At 64.0% G+C, this 20,786-nt stretch carries 20 protein-coding genes; 12 read left to right on the plus strand and 8 right to left on the minus strand.

Annotation, left to right across the window (positions count from 1 at the left end; translation table 11 throughout):
* Positions 1–231: 231 nt before the first annotated feature.
* The 3 genes from MTX19_RS01490 to MTX19_RS01500 are packed head-to-tail and all read left to right on the plus strand — an operon-like array spanning position 232 to position 1,757.
* Positions 232–522 (plus strand): YggT family protein, encoded by a 291-nt coding sequence (locus MTX19_RS01490; protein ID WP_280974870.1) that lies wholly within the window; start codon positions 232–234, stop codon positions 520–522.
* A gap of 22 nt (positions 523–544) precedes the next feature.
* Positions 545–871 (plus strand): DUF167 domain-containing protein, encoded by a 327-nt coding sequence (locus MTX19_RS01495; protein WP_280982146.1) that lies wholly within the window; start codon positions 545–547, stop codon positions 869–871.
* A gap of 1 nt (position 872) precedes the next feature.
* Positions 873–1,757, plus strand: a complete 885-nt coding sequence (locus tag MTX19_RS01500) for a bifunctional methylenetetrahydrofolate dehydrogenase/methenyltetrahydrofolate cyclohydrolase (RefSeq protein WP_280982147.1) — start codon at positions 873–875, stop codon at positions 1,755–1,757.
* 149 nt (positions 1,758–1,906) lie between these two features.
* Here the strand turns inward: MTX19_RS01500 and ppa are convergent, their stop codons facing one another.
* Entirely contained in the window at positions 1,907–2,437 is a 531-nt protein-coding gene (ppa, locus tag MTX19_RS01505; RefSeq protein ID WP_280982148.1) for an inorganic diphosphatase, read from the minus strand.
* 164 nt (positions 2,438–2,601) lie between these two features.
* A complete protein-coding gene (locus MTX19_RS01510; protein ID WP_280982149.1) occupies positions 2,602–3,111 on the minus strand; it encodes a GNAT family N-acetyltransferase in 510 nt (169 codons plus the stop codon).
* Positions 3,112–3,534: 423 nt separating this feature from the next.
* Between MTX19_RS01510 and MTX19_RS01515 the strand changes: the two genes are divergently transcribed.
* The 3 genes from MTX19_RS01515 to MTX19_RS01525 all read left to right on the plus strand — a co-directional run bounded on the left by MTX19_RS01515 (position 3,535) and on the right by MTX19_RS01525 (position 5,796).
* Positions 3,535–4,002 (plus strand): DUF2269 domain-containing protein, encoded by a 468-nt coding sequence (locus tag MTX19_RS01515; RefSeq protein ID WP_280982150.1) that lies wholly within the window; start codon positions 3,535–3,537, stop codon positions 4,000–4,002.
* A 61-nt stretch (positions 4,003–4,063) separates the two neighbouring features.
* Positions 4,064–5,392: an SDR family oxidoreductase gene (locus MTX19_RS01520; RefSeq protein ID WP_280982151.1), complete on the plus strand. Its 1,329-nt coding sequence runs from the start codon at positions 4,064–4,066 to the stop codon at positions 5,390–5,392.
* Complete coding sequence (locus MTX19_RS01525; RefSeq protein ID WP_280985803.1) at positions 5,389–5,796, plus strand: thiol-disulfide oxidoreductase DCC family protein; 408 nt, start codon at positions 5,389–5,391, stop codon at positions 5,794–5,796. Before MTX19_RS01520 ends, MTX19_RS01525 begins: the two co-directional genes overlap by 4 nt.
* Before the next feature lie 96 nt (positions 5,797–5,892).
* Here the strand turns inward: MTX19_RS01525 and MTX19_RS01530 are convergent, their stop codons facing one another.
* Together MTX19_RS01530 and typA are read right to left on the minus strand one after the other, a co-directional pair.
* Positions 5,893–7,140, minus strand: coding sequence for an NAD(P)/FAD-dependent oxidoreductase (locus MTX19_RS01530; RefSeq protein WP_280982152.1), 1,248 nt, complete (start codon positions 7,138–7,140; stop codon positions 5,893–5,895).
* 163 nt (positions 7,141–7,303) lie between these two features.
* A complete protein-coding gene (gene typA / locus MTX19_RS01535) occupies positions 7,304–9,130 on the minus strand; it encodes a translational GTPase TypA (RefSeq protein ID WP_280982153.1) in 1,827 nt (608 codons plus the stop codon).
* 492 nt (positions 9,131–9,622) lie between these two features.
* Between typA and MTX19_RS01540 the strand changes: the two genes are divergently transcribed.
* Positions 9,623–10,783 carry a hypothetical protein gene (locus tag MTX19_RS01540; RefSeq protein ID WP_280985804.1) on the plus strand — a complete coding sequence of 387 codons (1,161 nt, stop codon included), beginning with the start codon at positions 9,623–9,625 and terminating at the stop codon, positions 10,781–10,783.
* Positions 10,784–10,846: 63 nt separating this feature from the next.
* Here the strand turns inward: MTX19_RS01540 and MTX19_RS01545 are convergent, their stop codons facing one another.
* The 3 genes from MTX19_RS01545 to MTX19_RS01555 all read right to left on the minus strand — a co-directional run bounded on the left by MTX19_RS01545 (position 10,847) and on the right by MTX19_RS01555 (position 15,279).
* Complete coding sequence (locus tag MTX19_RS01545) at positions 10,847–11,755, minus strand: N-acetylmuramoyl-L-alanine amidase (RefSeq protein ID WP_280982154.1); 909 nt, start codon at positions 11,753–11,755, stop codon at positions 10,847–10,849.
* Positions 11,756–11,992: 237 nt separating this feature from the next.
* On the minus strand, positions 11,993–13,555 hold the full coding sequence (locus MTX19_RS01550; protein WP_280982155.1) for an alkaline phosphatase D family protein: 1,563 nt from the start codon (positions 13,553–13,555) through the stop codon (positions 11,993–11,995).
* A 311-nt stretch (positions 13,556–13,866) separates the two neighbouring features.
* Positions 13,867–15,279 (minus strand): TAXI family TRAP transporter solute-binding subunit, encoded by a 1,413-nt coding sequence (locus MTX19_RS01555; RefSeq protein WP_280982156.1) that lies wholly within the window; start codon positions 15,277–15,279, stop codon positions 13,867–13,869.
* A gap of 211 nt (positions 15,280–15,490) precedes the next feature.
* On the opposite strand from MTX19_RS01555, the gene MTX19_RS01560 reads away from it, so the two are divergent.
* On the plus strand, positions 15,491–15,796 hold the full coding sequence (locus tag MTX19_RS01560; protein WP_280974881.1) for a 4a-hydroxytetrahydrobiopterin dehydratase: 306 nt from the start codon (positions 15,491–15,493) through the stop codon (positions 15,794–15,796).
* Positions 15,797–16,028: 232 nt separating this feature from the next.
* Complete coding sequence (locus MTX19_RS01565) at positions 16,029–16,406, plus strand: YkvA family protein (RefSeq protein ID WP_280974882.1); 378 nt, start codon at positions 16,029–16,031, stop codon at positions 16,404–16,406.
* Between the two features lie 82 nt (positions 16,407–16,488).
* On the opposite strand, the gene MTX19_RS01570 is transcribed toward MTX19_RS01565, so the two are convergent.
* Positions 16,489–17,469, minus strand: a complete 981-nt coding sequence (locus tag MTX19_RS01570; RefSeq protein WP_280982157.1) for an NADPH:quinone oxidoreductase family protein — start codon at positions 17,467–17,469, stop codon at positions 16,489–16,491.
* 102 nt (positions 17,470–17,571) lie between these two features.
* Here MTX19_RS01570 and MTX19_RS01575 point away from each other — a divergent pair, with 102 nt between their 5' ends.
* From MTX19_RS01575 to rlmN, 3 genes are all read left to right on the plus strand, one after another.
* Complete coding sequence (locus tag MTX19_RS01575; protein ID WP_280982158.1) at positions 17,572–18,411, plus strand: SDR family oxidoreductase; 840 nt, start codon at positions 17,572–17,574, stop codon at positions 18,409–18,411.
* A gap of 133 nt (positions 18,412–18,544) precedes the next feature.
* Positions 18,545–19,147: an invasion associated locus B family protein gene (locus MTX19_RS01580; protein WP_280982159.1), complete on the plus strand. Its 603-nt coding sequence runs from the start codon at positions 18,545–18,547 to the stop codon at positions 19,145–19,147.
* Between the two features lie 294 nt (positions 19,148–19,441).
* Positions 19,442–20,653, plus strand: coding sequence for a 23S rRNA (adenine(2503)-C(2))-methyltransferase RlmN (gene rlmN, locus MTX19_RS01585; protein WP_280982160.1), 1,212 nt, complete (start codon positions 19,442–19,444; stop codon positions 20,651–20,653).
* Positions 20,654–20,786 lie beyond the last annotated feature (133 nt).

The raw sequence follows: 20,786 nt of genomic DNA on the forward strand, positions 1-20,786 counted from the left end.
CAAGTCAAGAACGGTTAAACTGCGGTTTTCGGCCCGGCGGCCGGGGAAGTTCCCTTGTTTGCGGGGGGATGAACCGATATCTAGAGCATGATCCGGACCCGGAAGGCCGCGCCAGCGCAAAATGCGTAGCGGTTTTCCAGAAAGATCATGCTCAAAAAAGAAGCGCGATGACGGTTCATTCCCAGTCTCGTCGTGCTTCAACTGACTGTCCCACCCGCGAGCCCCCACCACATGCGTGCTGTCCTCGACATCGTCATCATCGTCCTTGACCTCTATGTCTGGCTCCTGATCGCCTCCGCCATCCTGTCCTGGCTGGTGGCCTTCAATGTCGTCAACACGCGCAACCAGTTCGTCTCGGGGGTGGCCGAGTTCCTCTACCGGATCACGGAGCCGGTGCTGCGGCCGATTCGGAACGTGATGCCGAACCTGGGCGGGCTCGATATCTCGCCGATCATCGTGATCCTGATCATCATGTTTATCGAGCGGGTGATCATGTATTACATCTACCCGAACGTCATCTGACCCTTTTCGAGGGACCTCGTTGATGGACCCTTGGCGCTATTCCACCGAGGGCATCAGCATCTCGGTGCGCGTGACGCCGCGCGGCGGACGCGACGGCGTCGACGGGATCGAAACCCTGGCGAACGGCCGATCCGTGGTGAAAGTCAGGGTGCGCGCCATTGCCGAGGGCGGGGAAGCCAACCGTGCGGTGACCGAGCTGCTCGCCAAGGTGCTTGGCGTGCCCAAGGCCAGGGTGAAGATCCTGTCCGGCGCCACCTCGCGGCTCAAGCAGGTGGCCGTCGACGGCGACCCGAAAGAGCTTGGCGGGACCTTGCGGAAGGTGACCGCAACGCGAGAGACAAAGGACTGACATGACTGCCCGTATCATCGACGGAAAGGCCATCGCCGCCGAACTTCGCGCCCGTGTCGCTGACGAGGTTGCCCGGGTGAGGCGCGACCACCAGCTCACGCCGGGGCTCGCCGTCGTGCTGGTCGGCAACGATCCCGCGAGCGAGGTCTATGTCCGCAGCAAGCACACCCAGACCCAGGCCGCCGGCATGGCCTCGTTCGAGCACAAGCTGCCGGCGGATGTCTCGCAGGCCGATCTGCTGGCGCTGATCGAGCGGCTCAACCGCGATCCGCTGGTGCATGGCATCCTGGTCCAGCTGCCGCTGCCCAAATCGCTGCATACCGAAACCATCATCAATGCGATCGATCCCGCCAAGGACGTCGACGGCCTGCATCCGAGCAATGCCGGACGGCTCGCCGGCGGCCTCACGGCGCTGTCGCCCTGCACGCCGCTCGGTTGCATCATCCTGACCAAGAGCGTGCATCCGTCGATCGAGGGCATGAATGCGATCGTGATCGGCCGCTCCAATCTGGTCGGCCGTCCGCTGGTGCAGTTGCTGCTGAACCAGAACGCGACGGTGACGATCGCGCATTCGCGCTCGCGCGATCTGCCCGGGCTCGTTGCCCGGGCTGATCTCGTCTATGCCGCGGTCGGCCGGCCCGAAATGGTGCGGGGGAACTGGCTGAAGCCGGGCGCGACCGTGATCGATGTCGGCATCAACCGGCTTCCGGTGCCGGGTGGTAAGCCGAAGCTGGTCGGCGACGTCGCGTTCCAGGAGGCGCTCAATGTTGCCGGCGCGATCACGCCGGTGCCGGGCGGCGTCGGGCAGATGACGGTGGCGTGCCTATTGGTGAACACGCTGCGTGCAGCTTGCGCGATTCACGGCCTGCCCGCGCCGGCGGTGTGAGTGGGCTCCCTCGCCCCGCTCTTGCGGGGAGAGGGTTGGGGTGAGGGCTCTCTCCGCGAGCGGTTGACGGTTGAGGGACCTGTACCCCCTCGCCCGGATCGCATCTCACGATGCGATCCGACCTCTCCCCGCAAGCGGGGCGAGGTTCGCTACTTCTTCTTCGCCCGCTCAATCCCTTCCATGATCAGCTTGCAGGCTTCCTCGGCGTCGCCCCAGCGCAGCACCTTCACCCATTTGCCTTTCTCGAGATCCTTGTAATGCTCGAAGAAGTGCTGGATCTGCTGCAGCGTGATGTCGGGAAGGTCGCTGTAGCTCTTCACCTTGTCGTAGCGCTGGGTCAGCTTCGATGACGGCACAGCGATGATCTTCTCGTCGCCGCCGGCCTCGTCCTCCATCAAGAGCACGCCGACCGGGCGCACGCTCATCACCGCGCCGGGGACGATCGCGCGGGTGTTGATGATCAGCACGTCGCAGGGGTCGCCGTCGTTGGACAGCGTGTGCGGGATAAAGCCGTAATTGCCGGGATAGCGCATCGGCGTATAGAGGAAGCGGTCCACCACCAGCGTGCCGGCCTCCTTGTCCATCTCGTATTTGATCGGCTCGCCGCCCACGGGCACCTCGATGATGACGTTGACGTCGTGGGGCGGGTTCTTACCGGTCGATATGGCGTCGATACGCATGGATTGCTCCGCGTGGCCTTTTGGAAGTTGAGAACGTTGTGATTTTTTGTTTGGCGCAATCAGGGCGCGAAAGCAGCATGACCCCGGCTTGTCGCGGGGCAGGCTTTCGCGCGAAGCGCCCCGGCTGGTTTAGCCTTGCTGCAGCTGCGAGAGAAGCAGGATTTTCAGTTGGTCCAGGCGAAAGCGACCTTGTCGAGCGATTTGGGCCCGAATCGCTCCGATGAGCGCGCCACCATGCGGCCGCCCAGCGCACGATAAAACTCGGTCGCCGGCTCGTTGTCGGACAGCGCCCAGATCACCATGCTCTTCAGGCCGCTCTGGATCAGGTCGCGGCGCGCGGCGGTGAACAGGCGCCGGCCGAAGCCGAGACCCTGGAATTCCGGCCGCAAATAGAGCTCGTAGATCTCGCCTTCAAAGTGCAGGCTGCGGGCGCGGTTACGGCCGTAATTGGCGTAGCCGGCGATCTTGTCGCCGAACACCAGCACGCTGACGCGGCTGCCCTTGCGGATTGCGCTGTCCCACCATTGCGGGCCGCGACGGTTGATCAGCTTTTCGAGTTCGGCGCCGGGGATGATGCCCTGGTACGCCGAGCGCCAGGCTTCATCATGCGTAGACGCCACCGCGGCTGCGTCTGCAGCTTTGGCCGCCCGGACCTCGATCAGCGTTGTGCTCATGGCCATAATCAAAGCAAGTCGGACGGCCGCCTTCAAGGTCTATCCTTAATTATCGGTTAACCTGTGGGCTTTTTGCATCAGTGTCATGAAAACTTGTCTCGAAAGAGGACAGGGCGGCTGCCTCAAGCGACGGATTTGCCGATCCATCAACAGGCAAGGCGCGGCGGCGATGTATTGTGACAGCATCGGCGTTCGGGAAGACGCCACCGGACTGATTCGACGGCGGTATTTGCGCGGGTATCCGGCCGCTGCGGCGCGGTCGCACCAGTCAGCCGACGCTGCCATGGACGGCGCCGGAGTGGATTTCCGCGCGCGTCCGGCCTATGGGAGCCAAGTCCACCGGCTACCAGAAACGGGCGAGTGCTTGAAGTCCCAAGCATCCGAATTCGGGCGCGTGCCGCGTCCCGTCGCGAGCGGAAAACGATGACGCTCTATTTCCTGGTGAAATATCTCCATGTGCTCGGCGCCATCGTGATCCTCGGCACCGGGACCGGCATCGCCTTCTTCATGCTGATGGCGCATCGTTCAGGCGATGCCGCCTTCATCGCGCGCACGGCCGCGACCGTCGTGGTCGCGGACATGATCTTCACGCTGACGGCGGTGCTGCTGCAGCCGGTCAGCGGCGGACTGTTGATGATGCTGTCGGCAACGAGCCCGACCGAGCACTGGCTGCTGACGTCGCTTGCGCTCTACGCCGTGGCGGGGATGTTCTGGGTGCCGGTAATCTTCATGCAGATGGAGATGCGCGATCTCGCGCAAGCGGCGGTCGAGAAAGGTCACGCGCTGCCGCCGCGCTATTTTGCGCTCTTCCGCCGCTGGTTCCTGTTCGGTATTCCCGGCTTTGGCTCGGTGATGACTATCCTGTGGCTGATGATCGCGAAGCCGTTCTAAGCATGATCCGGAAATGTGTGCAGCGGTTTTCCGGACAGGATCATGCTCAAATGGGTTTTCCATGAGCGACCAGGCATCACGCAACATCCTCGTGCTTGGCGCGTCCGGCCTGATCGGCCGCTACGTCACGGATGATCTGAGAGCGCGCGGTTTCCATGCGGTCGGCGTCGCGCGGCATTTCTCGCCCGCGCAGAAAATGAGCGCGCTCGATCTCGAGCTGCCCGTGATGTCGATGGATTCTTCGGCGCTGGCGCAGCTGTTGCGCAGGCATGACGCCGATGTCGTCGTCAACTGCCTCGGCGTGCTGCAGGACGGCCCGCGCAGCGATACAAGTGCCGTGCATCGCGATTTCGTCGCGCGGTTGCTCGCGGCGATCCGCGACAGCGGGCGCGCCATCCGTCTCGTCCAGATCTCGATCCCCGGCGCAACCGATGAGGATCGCACAGCCTTCAGCACCACCAAGCGCGAGGCCGAACAGCTGATCGCGGCATCGGGAATTGCCTACGCCATCCTGCGGCCCGGCTTCGTGATCGCACCTGCGGCCTATGGCGGCAGCGCCATGCTGCGCGCGCTGGCGGCGCTCCCGGTCGACCTGCCGGCCGATAAGGCGGCGACGCCGTTTCAGCCGGTCGCGGTCGAGGACATCGCCGCGACCATCGCCTGGCTCGCCGCGCGCGATCTCGCGGATGAGCGCGTGCGCGCGGTGACATGGGACCTGATGCAGCCGCAGCCGATCTCGCTCGGCGGCGTGGTCGCGCAATTCCGCTGGTCATTCGGCACGGCGAAGCAGACGCGGATCGCGTCACCATCCGTCCTGATTGATCTCGGCGCCCGTCTCGGCGATCTCGCAAGCCGGCTCGGCTGGATGCCGCCGCTGCGGTCGACGGCGATCGCCGAGCTGCGCCGCGGCGTCAGCGGCGATCCCGCCGCATGGGCGACGGCGACAGGCATCGTGCCGAAGACGATCGCGCAAGGCCTCGGCGGACATCCTGCGACCATCCAGGACAAATGGTTCGCGCGGCTGTTCCTGATCAAGGCGTTGATCTTCGCAAGCCTCGTGCCGTTCTGGGTCGTCTCCGGATTCATCGCACTGTTCATCTCCTATGACGCTGCCGCCGGAATTCTGAACGCGCACCATTTCCCGCCCGTCCTGGTCGGGCCGATCACGGTGCTGACCAGCCTGATGGATATGAGCATCGGCGTCTTGATCGCCTTCCGGCGCACCGCGGCCTTCGGCCTGATCGCGGGCATCGTCGCCTCGCTCGGCTATATGGTGGGGTCGGCGATCCTGACGCCGGATCTCTGGATCGAGCCGCTCGGCGCGCTGGTGAAGACCGGCCCCGCGATCGTGCTGATGCTGGTCGCTTTGCTCATTCTGGATAGCCGATGACCGCCTGGCCCGACGACGACGTGATCCTCTACGACGGCGTCTGCGTCTTTTGCTCGCGCTGGATCCGCTTCGTCATCGCCCGCGACACGGCACGCCGCTTTCGCTTCACGCCGATCCAGTCCGACTACGGCACCCGGCTCGCCAAGGCTTTTGGCATCGACCCCGATGATCCCGACACCAACGCCCTGGTGCGCGGTGGCGTTGCGTATATGAAATCCGATGCCGCGCTGACCGTGCTGAGTCATGTGCCGGGATGGGAGTGGACACGCGTGCTGTTCGCCGTGCCAAAGCCGCTGCGCGATGCGGTCTACAGCCTGATCGCGCGTAACCGCTACCGTATCTTCGGGAAGTACGAGACGTGCTTCGTGCCGGATGCGGACATGCGGGCGCGGGTGCTGGAGTAGATTTCGTCGTTCCGGGGCGATGCGAAGCATCGAACCCGGAACCTCGAGATTCCGGGTCTGATCCTTTGGACCATCCCGGAGTGACGAGCGCAGCAACTATGATTTGCGTGGTGCCGCCAACACTTCCCTCGCCGCCCTCTCTCCGCTGTCCCTTGCCCCATGCGCGGTCGAGAAGAAGTGCGGCGAGGTCGCCTCGCCGGCGAAGAACAGCCGGCCGTCGAGCGGTGCGGCGAGCACGGCGCGCTTGTCGGCGTGGCCAGGCAGGGCGTGGGAATAGGAACCGCGGGCGAACGGGTCGTGCGACCAGCGGGATTCGCTGAGCGGCTTCAGCTTGCGGCGGAAGTCATTGCCGATGAAGGAGACGATCTCGTCGATGCTGTGCGCGGCGAAGGCGCCATCGCCAGCGTCTTCGAGTTGCTGCGCGAAGCGGCCGCCGAAGAAGCCTTCGATGCAGGGCTGGCCGAACGGGCGGATGTGATAAGTCCCCATCTCGGTGCGCATGGTGGCGCCGCGCAGATTGCCTTCCTTCGGCAGCGCCTCTGCGTCATCGAGCGCCACCGTCACCTTGTCGGCGAGACCGAGCGGCAGGCCGCGCGCGGCATCCACCTTGTCCGGCAGCGCGGGCGAGAAGCGGATCGCTTCGTCGGCGATCAAATTGGTCGGCACGGTGACGATCACTCTGTCGGCCTCGATCGTGCCGCGCGAGGTCTCGATGCGCACGCGCTTGCCCGCATGATCGATCAGCCTGACCGCACAATTCAGCGCCACCCGAACCTGCGCGCCATAGGCCGCGATCAGCGCGCCATAGCCGCGCCGTATCCGCCAATTGATGTTGGTGTCTTCGTAGGCATCGACATCGAGGATCGAGACCCGGTCGAGCTCGCAGCCGTTCACATAGGTCGAGATCGCATCGATCATCGGGTTCCAGCGGTTGCCGGGCTCGAGATAGATGTTGGCAGGCGCGTCCTTGCCGTCCTGCGCGGCCGCTTCGATGCGATCGTAGAATTCGTCGAGCGCAAGCGTGAATGCGTCGCGATCGGCCTGCGGAAACGCGTTGCCATAGGCGCGGTCGCGCCAGGGCGGCAGGTCCTTGTTGATCTCGAATTTGAGCCGCTCGGCTATACCGACGAAGCTGTTCTGGTCGGCCGAATGCAACCAGCCGCAGCCGACATCGAACACCACGTCGGGCGCGGCCTGAATCGTATAGGCCCGCCCGCCGACCCGGTCGCGGGCTTCCAGCACGATGGTGGAGAGGCCAGAGTCCTTCAGCGCATGCGCGGCGCCGAGGCCGGCGGCGCCGGCGCCGATGATGGCAACATCGACTGTGGAGGGAAGGGAACTCATGGTCCCGGCCTAGCACGTTCGCCGTCGGGCCAGAAGCCGTCATGCGCATGACTGTCATCACCCGCGCATGCGGGTGATCCAGTATTCCAGAGACAGCAAAGATAGGGCCGACAGGCCGCGGCGTACTGGATGCCCCGGTCAAGCCGGGGCATGACAGGTGTGCTTACGCCACCGCTTCCTTGGCCTTTTCCGCGCGCTTGCGGTCGTTCGGGTCGAGATGCTTCTTGCGCAGCCGGATCGACTTCGGCGTCACCTCGACGAGCTCGTCGTCCTCGATATAGGCGAGCGCCTTTTCCAGCGTCATCCGGATCGGCGGCGTCAGGCGCACCGCTTCGTCCTTCGAGGTGGTGCGGATGTTGGTGAGCTGCTTGCCCTTCAGCACGTTGATCTCGAGATCGTTGTCGCGGGTGTGCTCGCCGACGATCATGCCCTTGTAGACCTTCCAGCCCGGCTCGATCATCATCGGGCCGCGATCTTCCAGCTTGAACATCGCATAGGCCACCGCCTCGCCCTGATCGTTGGAGATCAGCACGCCGTTGCGGCGGCCCTGGATCTCGCCCTTGTAGGGGGCATAGCCGTGGAAGATGCGGTTCATGATCGCGGTGCCGCGGGTGTCGGTCAGCAGTTCGCCCTGGTAGCCGATCAGGCCGCGGGTCGGCGCGTAGAACACCAGCCGCAAGCGGTTGCCGCCGGAGGGACGCATCTCGATCATCTCGGCCTTGCGCTCGCTCATCTTCTGCACGACGACGCCGGAATGCTCCTCGTCGACGTCGATCACGACCTCCTCGATCGGCTCCTGCCAGCCGCCGGTGGTCTCGTCCTTCTGCAGCACGACGCGCGGGCGCGACACCGAAAGCTCGAAGCCTTCGCGGCGCATGGTCTCGATCAGGATCGCGAGCTGCAATTCGCCGCGGCCGGAGACCTCCATGGAATCCTTGTCGGCGGCCTCGACGACGCGCAGTGCGATATTGCCCTCGGCCTCGCGCAACAGGCGGTCGCGGATCATGCGCGAGGTCACCTTGTCGCCCTCGGTGCCGGCGAGCGGCGAGTTGTTGACGATGAACGACATCGACACGGTCGGCGGGTCGATCGGCTGCGCCGGCAGCGGCGTCTCGACGCTGGGGTCGCAGAAGGTGTCGGCGACGGTGCCCTTGGTGAGACCCGCGATCGCGACGATGTCGCCGGCCTCGGCCTCATCGAGCGGGGTGCGCTCGAGGCCGCGGAAGGCGAGGATCTTGGTCAGGCGGCCCTGCTCGATCAGCTTGCCGTCGGCGGACAGCACTTTCACCTGCTGGTTCGGCTTGATGCTGCCGGACGAGATACGGCCGGTGATGATGCGGCCGAGATAGGGGTTGGCTTCGAGGATGGTGCCGATCATCCGGAACGGACCTTCCTCGACCTTCGGCGACTCGACGTGGCGCACGATCAAGTCGAACAGCGGCTGCATGCCGAGATCCTTCGGCCCTTCCGGGCTGTCGGCCATCCAGCCCTGCTTGGCTGATCCATACAAAATCGGGAAGTCGAGCTGCTCCTCGGAGGCATCGAGCGCCGCGAACAGGTCGAACACCTCGTTGATGACTTCGGTCGGGCGCGCGTCGGGGCGGTCGACCTTGTTGATGACGACGATCGGCTTCAGGCCGATCTTCAGCGCCTTCGACACCACGAACTTGGTCTGCGGCAGCGGGCCTTCGGCCGCGTCGACCAGCACCAGCGCGCCGTCCACCATGTTGAGGATGCGCTCGACCTCGCCGCCGAAATCGGCGTGGCCGGGGGTGTCGACGATGTTGATGCGGATGTCTTTCCACTGCACCGAGGCGGCTTTCGCCAGAATGGTGATGCCGCGCTCACGCTCCAGGTCGTTGGAGTCCATGGCACGCTCGGTCACCTTCTGGTTCTCGCGGAAGGTGCCGGATTGCTGCAGCAGGCGGTCGACGAGGGTGGTCTTGCCGTGGTCGACGTGGGCGATGATGGCGACGTTACGAAGGTTCATGGCTCTTCTTCTGGTCGTGCAAAGGGTCGTGAGCGCGATCTCGCCGGACAACTCGGGCCGGCCGCTCGCAGACGTGGCCCGTCCGGGCCCGGATCACGCTCATACCTAAGAAATTTGACGGGGACGCATCGCCCCAAAAAGGAAGCCCGGCCAATGGACCGGGCACCTACCGCGTTGCGCTGCAATATAGTCAGAAAACGCTAAAAAACAACGGTTTGTTAGCGGTTCGGATGACTGAATTTCAAGACGGAACCGTGGATTTTGCGAGCTCCCCGGCGCGATTTTGGTGTCCCCTTGGGGCAGGACGCCCCCGCCGCTCCGAAAATGCCGCCCCACCGCGGGTTTCCAGCACGCCTTCGGCCTTGAAGCTCTGGATCGCCCGGCTGGCGTAGCTGCGGCCGGATTGTAGGGCTTCCGCTCGCAGCCGGCGCGTTCGTCGTCTACGATCCAAGCTGTCGGATTCGGCGAGGCCGAGGGCATCGGGAAGCCGCGATGGCGATCAGGACATCTGCCGCTGCGCCCGCAGCAGCGCTATCTCTCGGGCTGCTCCTCACGCCGCCGGTCGCAATGCATGCGATCGTCGATGTGGCTCTGTCGCTGGCCTCGGCCGCCATCAGTGATTTCGTGCCCCCAGCCATAGGTGAGCCGGTCGCACTCACGAGCAACCAATCGGCCGCACTCGAGACCTACGACAAGGCCCTGAAGGACTTCGAGTCGATCCTGCGCCAGCGCCGCGCACAGATCGATGCCAATCAACCGCTCCCCAACTTGCCGGGCCAGGCCCTCTACGTTGCCCGCATCGAAATGATGAGCGCATACAAGGATCTCACCGACGCGCTTCCGTCCAGAATCGGAAGGCCCAACAGATTCGGAATCCCCCCGGCATATTTTGACGCCGACAATGAGCCGCTGTTCGATGAGTACAGGAAGCTCTTTGACATCATGGAGGCCCCGCCCGCCAGCGCGCAAAGATCGGATACACCACTCAAGGACGTTGTCGATCTGGCGACTGCGATTGCGCGCGCCAAGGGCCTGGATACCGCGAATGCCGCCGCGGCGGGCCGTATCAGCCTCGGCCTTTTCTTTGCCGAGACGGGTGGCAAGCAAAATGCAGGAAATGCGCGCTCGAACACATACAAGGGGAGTCTGCAGACCGGTCCGTCCGAAGATCGAAGCGGTCGAAGGAAGTGGGCAGCCATAAAGGGATCAATCGCAGCCCTCGACCCTGCACTGAGCCGCCGCGACGACAAGGAAGAAGCGCGGGTCGGCAATCTGGATCATCGGTTCAATCACTGGACCGCCGTGCGAGACGCCCTCATGAACGCACACGCGGATATTTTCCCGGAGGTCCCGGCGATCCTGAAAGCCTTGCCTGACACGATCGATCAAATGAAGCTCTTTGAGCTTATCCAGATCATTCCCACGCCGACCAGGGCCGCACTCAGCTCGGGCAACCTCGTCGGCTACAGAATTTCCGATGCCAGGATCATGCGATACCTGCGGAACAACAGCATCTTCGCCTTCGGTCGGGCCGACAGGGCAAGGACATCCGCGACCTTCCGCGAAATCCTCGATGCCATGTGGCTTTTCAACGCCAAGTTTGAGCAAGCGCTTGCCAAATTCAAGGAGATCAAGGCGGGCAAGCAGGGCTGACATCGGCAGGTGCCAATCGGATCGCGTTTCGCTGAGGTGCTCGGGCGGTGCGTCACAGGGCGATCAGAGCGGGCCGAGGATGGCCCATCGCGGCTCGCAGAATTCCTTGACGGCGGCCGCGACGCTGCTGCTGATCATGTTCTGCCGTTCGGGCGAGTCCATCTCGAGCTCCTCGTCCCGGTTGATGATCGAGCCCGCCTCCAGCAACACGGCGGGCATCCGGGTCTTTCGCAGCACGATGAGCTCATCATAGCTGTAGACGCCGGTCTCCTTGTTCAGCAGCGGGTGCTGATAGCGACCCATGATGGGTTGCGTATATTGTTCGGCATAATGAAGCCCCTCGGCCTTTAATTCCTTGCCGATCAGTTCGGCGAACGAGAGGCTCGTCTTGAAGTCCGGATTGTCGCGGGAGACGAAGATGGAGTACCCGCTGAACCGATCGCTGTAATGGCTTTTCTTGCCCTCGAAATCCCAGTCCTCGAGCAATTTGTTGGGCACGGAGTCATGGTGGATCGACAGGAGGAGATCTGTGCGCAGATCATTGGCTGCGGCCACTCGTTTGAAGAGGCTGGGTCTGGCCTTGCCCTCAGTCACAAGGAGTCTGGTTTCGGCAAAGCCTTCGGCCTTCAATTTCTCGTCGATCAGCCGGGCAAGGCGCAGGTTGAAGATGTACTCGGCGACATTGCGAGCGCTGATCGCGCCCTCCGATTCAGCCGTATGCCCCACATCGAGAACCACCCGGAATGTCGAGGGATCGCATTTTGCCGAGGCCGGTTTGAGAGCGGAACGAGGCAGGACGGCCGGCCCGAGTGCGGCAAGCCGTGTAGCGTGGGGCTTTGGTGAGACGCTGTGCCTTGCCGACTTGGCCGGCCTTGCCGACTTCACGCGCTTTGGCGAGCCGGCGTGCTTTGACGAGCTCTTGAAGATACGCGGCAGCCAGCCGGCATCGCTGGCTTCGATCGGCAGCAGCACGAACACTGCTATGGCGACGACAATCAGGCGGCAAGGCCGAGATCCCGCGACGATGCCACCGAGCACACGAATGGACTCGCAGCGCCTCATGCTCCGCCCCTCCGGGCCCCCAGCATAACGGCTCTGATATCGATACCGGAACGGGCCGGTGACGTCCACCCCCGGTCAATCGCGTCGCCCTGGCCTTGGGTCAGGGCGTCCGGGAAAGGGCGCGGTTCCGTAGTGGATGCGAGCGGACTACACCGACTTCGGATCGAGCGTGATCGACCACAATTCGGCGTCGGCACGATCGCGCAGGCTCACCGTCATCTGTCCGCTCTTGCCGTCGATCTTGACGTGACCGAAGAACTGCATGCCGGCCGACGGCGGCAGGTTCTGGTTCGCTTCGCCCGGCGCCTTCACGAACTTCACTTCGGGGCCGAACGTGTTGTCGAGTTCGTTCGGACCGAACGTGCCGGCATGCAGCGGGCCGGAGACGAATTCCCAGAACGGATCGAACTCCTGGAACTGCGCCTTGTTCGGGTTGTAGTAGTGCGCGGCGGCGTAGTGCACGTCGGCGGTCAGCCACACCGTGTTGACGATTCCAGCGGTCTTGATGAAGCGCAGGATGTCGGCGATCTCGAGCTCGCGGCCGCGTGCCGGACCGTCGCCCTGCGCGAAGGCTTCCGAACCCTTCTTGTTGGCCGCGTCGTCATAGACGAGGAGGGAGAGCGGCATGTCGGAGGCGATCACCTTCCAGGTGGCGCGCGAGTTGAGCAAGCCGCGCTTCAGCCAGGCGAGCTGGTCGGGCCCGAGGAAATAGGCGTCGGGACCATAGGTCTCCTGCAGGTTCGGGCCGTTGGGGCCGCGATAGCTGCGCTCGTCGAGCATGAAGACGTCGAGCAGCGGGCCGTAGCTCAACGTGCGGTAGACCCGGCCCGGCTCGACGATGCTCTCGCGCATCGGATACATCTCGTGGAAGGCACGGGCCGAACGCGCGGCAAGCAGCATGATGTCGCGCTCCTTGTAGGCGTCGGGCAGTTGCTTCGACAGCGACCAGTTGTTCATCACTTCGTGATCGTCCCACTGCACGAAGATCGGCACTTCGGCATTGAAGGCGCGCAGATTCTCGTCGAGGAAATTATATTTGTGGGCGGCGCGGAATTCGTTGAGCGTCTCGGCGACCTTGGCCTTTTCCGGAATTGTGATGTTCTTCCAGATCTTGCCGTCGGGCTGCTTCTGCTCGGCCGTGACGATGCCGTCGGCATAGATGGTGTCGCCGGAATGCAGGAAGAAATCCGGCTTGTGCTTCTTCATGGCGGAGAAGGTGACCATACCGCCGTCATCGGGATTGATGCCCCAGCCCTGGCCGGCCACGTCGCCGCCCCACACGAAGGAGACGTCGCGGCGATCGCTTGGCGCGGTGCGGAAGCGGCCGATCACCGGCTCGCCTGCGATGTCGATGTGGGAGAGATCGCGGAAGCGAACGCGATAGAAGATGTCCTGGCCGGAGGGCAGGTTCTCCAGCAGCATCTTGGCGGTGAAGTCGCTCTCCGGCAGCGCTGCGATCGGCGGCAGCGTGCGCGCATCCTTGAACGATTCCGTGGTCGCGACCTCGACCATCATCTGCGACGGGCGATCGGCCCGGGCCCAGACCACGCCGCCGTCGACGCCGACGTCGCCGGACTGCACACCATGGGTGATCGCCGGCCGGTCGGCGCCGCGGGAGAGATAAGGCATCGCAATGACGCCGGCCCCGGTCGCTGCCGCGGTGGACAGGAAACGTCGGCGAGTGATCTTGCGCGAAAACCGGATCGTCATGGGGGCCTCCAGGAACAGGACGCGACACTGCGCCGCAAGCTGGCAAAGACCTAGAAAAATTCCATGACGGAGAGATTACAGGGAGTGGCTGCGCGCGGGAGAACTGCGACGTGCCTCGTGAGGTGAGCACGTCTGTCAGGCTCCCTCTCCCGCTTGCGGGGGAGGGTGGGGTGGGGGCTCTCTCCGCGAATGATGCCGCGGAGAGAGCCCCCACCCGCCGCGCTACGCGCGTCGGCCTAAGAGCGAGCTTCGCTCGTCTCGACCCCGCAAGCGGGAGAGGCGGAATGAGTTCGCGGAGAGGGAGTCGTCCCTTATGCCGAGCCCGCCGCGCGGAACTGGGTGGCGGCGCGCTGCAGGTTCTGCGGCATGCTCATCAACAGCGCCTTGCGGTCGGCGACCGCGTTGTGGAACTGCTCGAGCGCGATGTTGAACGCGGTCAGCGTGCCCTGTTCGATCGCGCCACGCTCGAAGCACACCAGCGTGTCGCGCAGGATGTCGTCGGCCTCCGCCTGCATCTGGTCGAGCTCATCGGTCGAATCGCTGCGCCGCGCAGCCTTCAGCATGTCCAGCAGGCGATCGCGCTGCGAGGTGTTGGTGTTGCGTTCGTCCTGCTTGAGATAGCCGGCGAACCACGCGCCGGCCGAGCCCATCGCCGAGAGCGCCATCAGGCTCCACCAGATGTAATCGCTGTAGCGGTCGAGGAAGGTCTTTTCCTCGCCATCGACGAAGGCGGCGGCGCCCGGATGCACCGGGATGACGGCGTCCTTGTCGGTGTCGGGGGTCTCGATCTTGGCGGCGAGCGGGAAATCGCTCTTCAGCGACTGCCGAATCGAGAACAATTGCCGCGTAAACGCTGCCACCGTCGATTCCGATAGGCCTTTGCGGGCGACGATGTGATGCGAGAAGCTGATGGTCTTGACCTCGTCCTCCGGCCGGTCGGCTGAGCCGAGCGAGCCGGCGGGGATTTCCGAGGCTTCATAGGCCGGATGGTTCTGCGCGATCGCCTCGGAGGCATCGATGGCGAGGAAGGTCGGCTCGTTGCCGTCATGGGCCGATGCCGCGATCGCGTCGATCGTGATCTTGCTGTTGGCGGGACCTGCGGCGAGATAGGCGTCGGCCTTCTGGTTGCGGATCGCCTCGACCGCCTCATTGACCGGGAACTGGACGATATCGACCTTCATCGGGTCGATGCCATATTGCACCAGGATCATCTTGAGCAGATTGACGTTGGCCTGGGTACGGCCAACGACGCCGATCTTGTGGCCGGCAAGCTGCGCGATCTTGGTGATCTTCGGGCCCTTCCGCCGCTTGCCTTTCGCCGCGGGTGGAACCCACATCACCACGACATTCTTGCGCAGCGTCGCAACCGCCTGCGCGTTCTTCGGCGCTTCGAGATCGCCGCGGATGATGGCGAGATCGGCCTTGCCGTCGGCGAGCACCTGCGCGCTCGCCGGAGCGCCATCGGTTTGCATCGGGCGAAGCTTGACCTGGCTATTCGCCTGGTTGTTGAAAGCCTGGGCCAGTGTCTGCACCAGCTTGACATCGTCGCTGTTGGGCGGGCCGACCGCGATGCGCAGCGTCACCGGCCGCATCGCGAAATAATAGCCTGCAGCCAGCGTGCCGATGATGGCGAGCACACCCGCGATCAGCACGAATGTCAGCCGTTGCCGCGCAGAACGGGGCGGCTTCGGCAATATGTCGGCGGGGCCAGTGCCGTTGGTCATCGATCTCGCAAACAAAAGCTTGGGGCTCAATCTCAAAAGGGCCGGCGCGCATACATCCCTGATTTGTAGCAAATTCCGGGGACGGCCGACGTTACATCTCCGTCATGGTTAGCAGCGGCGATAGGACGCAATTTCGGCCTTAATTTCGGCGTGGATCCCATCCCGCAGGCCGGCCGTTAGGTTAAGGTTGGGGCCAAACAGGAGGGCTGTCATGGTGGAATTGCTGTCGGCGGAAGCAAGGAAGGCCGCGCTCTGGGAATTGGCCGGCTGGGCGGAGATGCCTGGCCGTGCGGCCATCACAAAGACCTTCGTGTTCAAGGACTTCAACGAAGCTTTTGGCTTTATGTGTCGCGCGGCCCTGGTCGCGGAAAAGAACGACCATCATCCTGAATGGAAGAACGTCTACAAGACGGTCGAGGTCATGCTGGCGACCCACGAGGTCGGCGGGGTGACCAAACGCGACATCGAGCTCGCCAAGGCCATGAACGCGATCGCAAGGCAGCTCGGGGTGAGCTGACTTTGTCAGTCCTCATGGTGAGGAGCGCGGAACGCGCGTCTCTGGAGGATGCTGCACATCGCCAGGCGAACCATGAGGCCCAGGCCTGCATCCTTCGAGACGCCGCTTCGCGGCTCCTCAGGATGAGGGGTCAGGGCGTTGACGATGCAGCACGCCTTGCGGCGGCCGTCTGACATCACCAGATTCGCACCGAACGTCGCCCGACTGCTGCGCGGCGTCGAGGAGCCTTGCGATGGCATCGACCGAACACAGCGTGGGATTCGAGCCCGCCGATCGGCTGGCCCAGGATCGCGAAAGCGTGCGCCGCCGCTTCTGGATCAAGTTCAAGAAGGTGGTGGCGCGGCTGCCTTTCGCCGAGGATCTGCTCGCGGCCTATTACTGCGCCTTCGATCGCCAGACGCCGCGCCATGTGCAGGCGGCGCTGCTTGGCGCCATCGCCTATTTCATCCTGCCGTTCGACTTCATTCCCGACATGATGCCGATCCTCGGCTTCACCGACGATGCGGCGGTGCTCGCGACCGCGATCCGCATGGTGGCAAGCCACATCACGCCCGAGCATCGCGAGGCCGCGCGTGCCGCGCTGAAACGCGCCACGCTGAGCGAGGAGTAAGCGCCGCGTAGCCCGGATGAAGCCAACGGGGCGCGCGTTCGCGCGACCCGTTGGCTTTCATCCGAGGCTACGCGATCTCTTCTCAGCTTCCCGGATGCAGGATCACCTTGCCCATCGCCTTGCGGCCGGCGAGCACCTTCAGGGCTTCCGCGGTCTGCGACAGCGGGAAGGTGCGGTCGACATGCGATGAGATCTTGCCTTCCGCGGTCCACTGCACGAGCTTCTCGAGGTTCTTGCGGTTCTTCTCCGGATTCTGCCGCGCCCATGCGCCCCAGAACACGCCTCTGATGTCGCAGCCCTTCAGGAGCGCGAGGTTGAGCGGGATCTTCGGGATCTCGCCGGCGGCAAAGCCGATCACCAGGAAGCGGCCTTCCCACGCGGTCGAGCGCAGCGCAGCTTCGGCGTAAGCGCCGCCGACCGGATCGAACACGATGTCGGCGCCCTTGCCGCCGGTCAGCTTGCGCAGACCTTCCTTCAAATCTTCCTTGGCGTAGTTCAGCGTCAGCTCGGCGCCGTGCTGCTTGGCGAATTCGAGCTTCTCGTCCGACGAGGCGCAGGCGATCACCTTCAGGCCCATCAGTTTGCCGAGTTCGCAAGCGGCAAGTCCGGTGCCGCCGGCGGCGCCGAGCACCGCGAGCGTCTCGCCCGGCTTCGGGCTCGCGCGATCTTCCAGCGCATGCAGCGCGGTGCCGTAGATGATGATGATGCCGGCGGCGCGGTCATAGTCGAGATTGTCGGGGATCTTCACGATCGCATTCGCCGGCAGCGCGATCTTGTCGCGCGCGCCGTTATGGCCGCAGGACGCCACGACGCGGTCGCCGGGCTTGAGATCGGTGACGCCTTCGCCGACGCTCTCGATCACGCCTGCGACTTCCGCAGCCGGCGAGAACGGGAACGGCGGCTTGATCTGATACTTGCCCTGGATCATCAAGATGTCGAAGAAGTTCAGCGCAGCCGCCTTGATCGCGATCACGGCTTCGCCGGGACCTGCCACGGGATCCGGCACGTCAGCCAGCACGAGATCGTCGGGTTGACAGTATTGCGAGCAGAGGATGGCTTTCATGGACACACCTGATTTTCGGACACACAAAGGTTTCAGCGTTCTAGGCTGAGAGCTTCATGCCGGATTTACGGCGGAGCGACAATACAAGCGGAGGATCAAACTATGTTTGAAAAAGGCCTGCTGGCGAACAAGCGCATCCTGATCACCGGCGGCGGCTCCGGCCTTGGCGCTGCCATGGGGCGTCGCTTTGCCGAGCTTGGCGCCGAACTGATCATTTGTGGTCGTCGGCAGGAATTGCTGGAGGAGACCGCAGGAAAATTCCGCAGCGAATTTGGCGCGAAAGTCTCCACCGCGCGATGCGATATTCGCGATGGCGCGGCGGTTGAGGCGATGATGGACCAGATCTGGCAGGAGGCGCCGATCGACGTACTCGTCAACAATGCTGCCGCAACCTTCATCGCGCAGACCGAACATCTGTCATTCCGCGCGGCGGACGCGATCCTCGCTCCGACGCTGCACGGCACGCTGTATTGCACGCTCGCGGCCGGCCGCCGCTGGATCGAGGGCAAGCACAAGGGCGTGGTGCTCTCGATCCTTTCGACCTCGACCATCACCGGCCGCGCCTTCACTGTGCCGTCGTCGATGGCCAAGACCGCGGTGCTGGCGATGACCAAGAGCCTCGCGGTCGAGTGGGGTCCGAAGGGCATCCGCACGGTGGCGATTGCGCCCGGTGCGTTCCCGACGCCCGGCGCCACCGGACAGTTGCGTCCCGAGGGCCGCGGCGAGAGCTGGTCGCACCGCAATCCGCTTGGCCGCGCCGGCGAGCATTCCGAACTTGCCAACCTCGCGACCTTCCTGATCTCCGACCAGGCCGGCTACATCAACGGCGAGATGGTGGTGCAGGATGGCGGCTCTCACTTGCGCAGTTCCGGCGCGGAGGACCTGCTGCAATGGACCGACGCGCAGTGGGAGAAGCAGCGCGCAGCGCGCGCCAAGAGGTAACGCGCCGCTTCTGTGCCGCACGCTCGTCTCCTGGCGTAACTGCCTTCCCAAGAAGACGTTTCCCGGTTATCCATCCGAGCCGGCGGAGGGGAATCGCCGAGCCATCTTCCAGTCACAATGATGGGGGAACCAGTTGGCCGTGCGGCAAATACTGACATCGCTGGTTGCGGGTAGTCTGGTGTGCGGGATCATCTCGCTTGCACCGGCGCACGCTGCGCCGAAACAAACTGCGCCGAAGAAGGAAGCAGCCAAGCCCGCGTCGCCTGCCGCGGCTGCGGCCGGCGGTGCGGAGCCGACGCTGATCGGCCAATACGGCACCTGGGGTGCCTACACGGCTTCGCCGAACGGCAAGAAGGTCTGCTTCGCGCTCGCCAAGCCGTCGTCGTCGAAGACCAATCCGCCGAACAGGCCGCGCGATCCGGCCTATGCCTTCGTCTCGACCCGTCCGGCGGAAAAGGTCGTCAACGAAGTCTCGGTCATGATCGGTTACACGCTGAAGCCGGGCTCCGAATCGACGCTCCAGGTCGGCGGCGGGACCTACGCGATGTACACGCAGGGTGACGGCCTCTGGATCAAGAACGCGGCCGAGGAGGAGCGGATGGTAGAAGCCATGCGCAAATCGGGTGAGGCGACGGTGAAGGCTGTCTCGGCCAAGGGCACCGAGACCACCGATACGTTCTCGCTGAAGGGCCTGTCGCAGGCGCTCGACCGGCTGGCGCACGACTGCCGGCGCTAGAGCGTTTTCGAGCGAAGTGGACACCGGTTCGCGTGAAGAAGACGCGTCAAAACAAAAACCTAGAGCCTCGGTTCTGATCCAATCAGAACCGAAACTCTAGGCCGCCAGAGTCCGAATCAGCGTTGTTTATCGGCCGCAGAAGGCCTATTTGAGGGTTGGTTCCCCTCATGGGTGAGAAGGCATCAGGGCCATCTCAAGCCATGCGGCCCGGCCGATGGCCTCATTCTTCGAGACGCGGCGGAGGCGCCGCTCCTTAAGGGTGAGGATCGGAAATCCCACAAGCACAGACACGCGATGACCGCACAATCGATCGTTCAACATGCCACGGCCAATACGCTGGTCGAAAAGGTTCCGCTCGAAACCTATGTGCCGCCGGCCAAGCCGTCGCTGATCGGGTTGTCGCGTGCCGAGATCGCTGATCGCCTCGGTGAGGTCGGAGTTCCGCCGTCGCAGCGCAGGATGCGCACGCAGCAGCTTTGGCACTGGATGTATTTCCGCGGCGCCAGGAACTTCGCCGAGATGACCAACGTCTCGAAGGACATGCGCGCCGAGCTTGAGAAGCATTTTACCGTCGACCGTCCCGAGGTCGTCGCCGAGCAGATCTCCAATGACGGCACGCGCAAATGGCTGCTCAGGCTGCCGAGCGGCGACAAGCTCGAGAAGCCGCATGAGGTCGAGTGTGTCTACATCCCGGAGACCGATCGCGGCACGCTGTGCGTCTCCTCGCAGGTCGGCTGCACGTTGAACTGCGCGTTCTGCCACACCGGCACGCAGCGGCTGGTGCGCAACCTCACCGCCGGCGAGATCGTCGGCCAGGTGATGGTGGCGCGCGACCGGTTGAACGATTGGGCCGATCGCGAGAACGGCTCGCGCCTCGTCACCAACATCGTGATGATGGGCATGGGCGAGCCGCTCTATAATTTCGACGCGGTGCGCGACGCGCTGCTGATCGTCGCCGACAATGAAGGCATCGGCATTTCCCGCCGCCGCATCACTCTGTCGACCTCGGGCGTGGTGCCGAACATCAAGCGCACCGGCGAGGAGATCGGCGTGATGCTCGCGATCTCGCTGCATGCGGTGCGCGATGAGCTGCGCAACGAGCTGGTACCGCTCAATCGCAAATATCCGATTCAAGAATTGCTGCAGGCCTGCCGCGACTATCCCGGCGCGTCGAACGCGCGGCGCATCACCTTCGAATATGTGATGCTCAAGGGCGTCAACGATTCGCTCGATGACGCGAGGCTATTGGTGAAGCTGCTCAAGGGCATTCCGGCGAAGATCAATCTCATTCCGTTCAACCCGTGGCCGGGCACGGCCTACGAATGCTCGGACTGGGAGCAGATCGAGAAATTCTCCGAATTCATCTTCAACGCCGGCTATTCCTCGCCGGTGCGCACGCCGCGCGGCCGCGACATCCTCGCCGCCTGCGGCCAGCTCAAGTCGGAAACCGAAAAGCTCTCGGCGCGCGAGCGCCAGGCGCTGCGCGCGATGGCAATGACGGATTGAGCGTGTCCTCCATGCAATTCGTTATTGCGAGGAGCGAAGCGACGAAGCAATCCATGTCTCGGCAAGCTGTGCGATGGATTGCTTCGCGGAGCCTGTCATCGGGCGCGCGTTCGCGCGACCCGTTGGCTCGCAA

This window comes from Bradyrhizobium sp. ISRA464, from assembly GCF_029910095.1.
In the GTDB taxonomy this organism is placed as follows: domain Bacteria; phylum Pseudomonadota; class Alphaproteobacteria; order Rhizobiales; family Xanthobacteraceae; genus Bradyrhizobium.

Coding starts and splice junctions, on each gene's coding strand:
- MTX19_RS01490 (WP_280974870.1), top strand. CDS start 232: ATGCGTGCTGTCCTCGACATCGTCATCATCGTCCTTGACCTCTATGTC.
- MTX19_RS01495 (WP_280982146.1), top strand. CDS start 545: ATGGACCCTTGGCGCTATTCCACCGAGGGCATCAGCATCTCGGTGCGC.
- MTX19_RS01500 (WP_280982147.1), top strand. CDS start 873: ATGACTGCCCGTATCATCGACGGAAAGGCCATCGCCGCCGAACTTCGC.
- ppa (WP_280982148.1), bottom strand. CDS start 2,437: ATGCGTATCGACGCCATATCGACCGGTAAGAACCCGCCCCACGACGTC.
- MTX19_RS01510 (WP_280982149.1), bottom strand. CDS start 3,111: ATGAGCACAACGCTGATCGAGGTCCGGGCGGCCAAAGCTGCAGACGCA.
- MTX19_RS01515 (WP_280982150.1), top strand. CDS start 3,535: ATGACGCTCTATTTCCTGGTGAAATATCTCCATGTGCTCGGCGCCATC.
- MTX19_RS01520 (WP_280982151.1), top strand. CDS start 4,064: ATGAGCGACCAGGCATCACGCAACATCCTCGTGCTTGGCGCGTCCGGC.
- MTX19_RS01525 (WP_280985803.1), top strand. CDS start 5,389: ATGACCGCCTGGCCCGACGACGACGTGATCCTCTACGACGGCGTCTGC.
- MTX19_RS01530 (WP_280982152.1), bottom strand. CDS start 7,140: ATGAGTTCCCTTCCCTCCACAGTCGATGTTGCCATCATCGGCGCCGGC.
- typA (WP_280982153.1), bottom strand. CDS start 9,130: ATGAACCTTCGTAACGTCGCCATCATCGCCCACGTCGACCACGGCAAG.
- MTX19_RS01540 (WP_280985804.1), top strand. CDS start 9,623: ATGGCGATCAGGACATCTGCCGCTGCGCCCGCAGCAGCGCTATCTCTC.
- MTX19_RS01550 (WP_280982155.1), bottom strand. CDS start 13,555: ATGACGATCCGGTTTTCGCGCAAGATCACTCGCCGACGTTTCCTGTCC.
- MTX19_RS01555 (WP_280982156.1), bottom strand. CDS start 15,279: ATGACCAACGGCACTGGCCCCGCCGACATATTGCCGAAGCCGCCCCGT.
- MTX19_RS01560 (WP_280974881.1), top strand. CDS start 15,491: ATGGTGGAATTGCTGTCGGCGGAAGCAAGGAAGGCCGCGCTCTGGGAA.
- MTX19_RS01565 (WP_280974882.1), top strand. CDS start 16,029: ATGGCATCGACCGAACACAGCGTGGGATTCGAGCCCGCCGATCGGCTG.
- MTX19_RS01570 (WP_280982157.1), bottom strand. CDS start 17,469: ATGAAAGCCATCCTCTGCTCGCAATACTGTCAACCCGACGATCTCGTG.
- MTX19_RS01575 (WP_280982158.1), top strand. CDS start 17,572: ATGTTTGAAAAAGGCCTGCTGGCGAACAAGCGCATCCTGATCACCGGC.
- rlmN (WP_280982160.1), top strand. CDS start 19,442: ATGACCGCACAATCGATCGTTCAACATGCCACGGCCAATACGCTGGTC.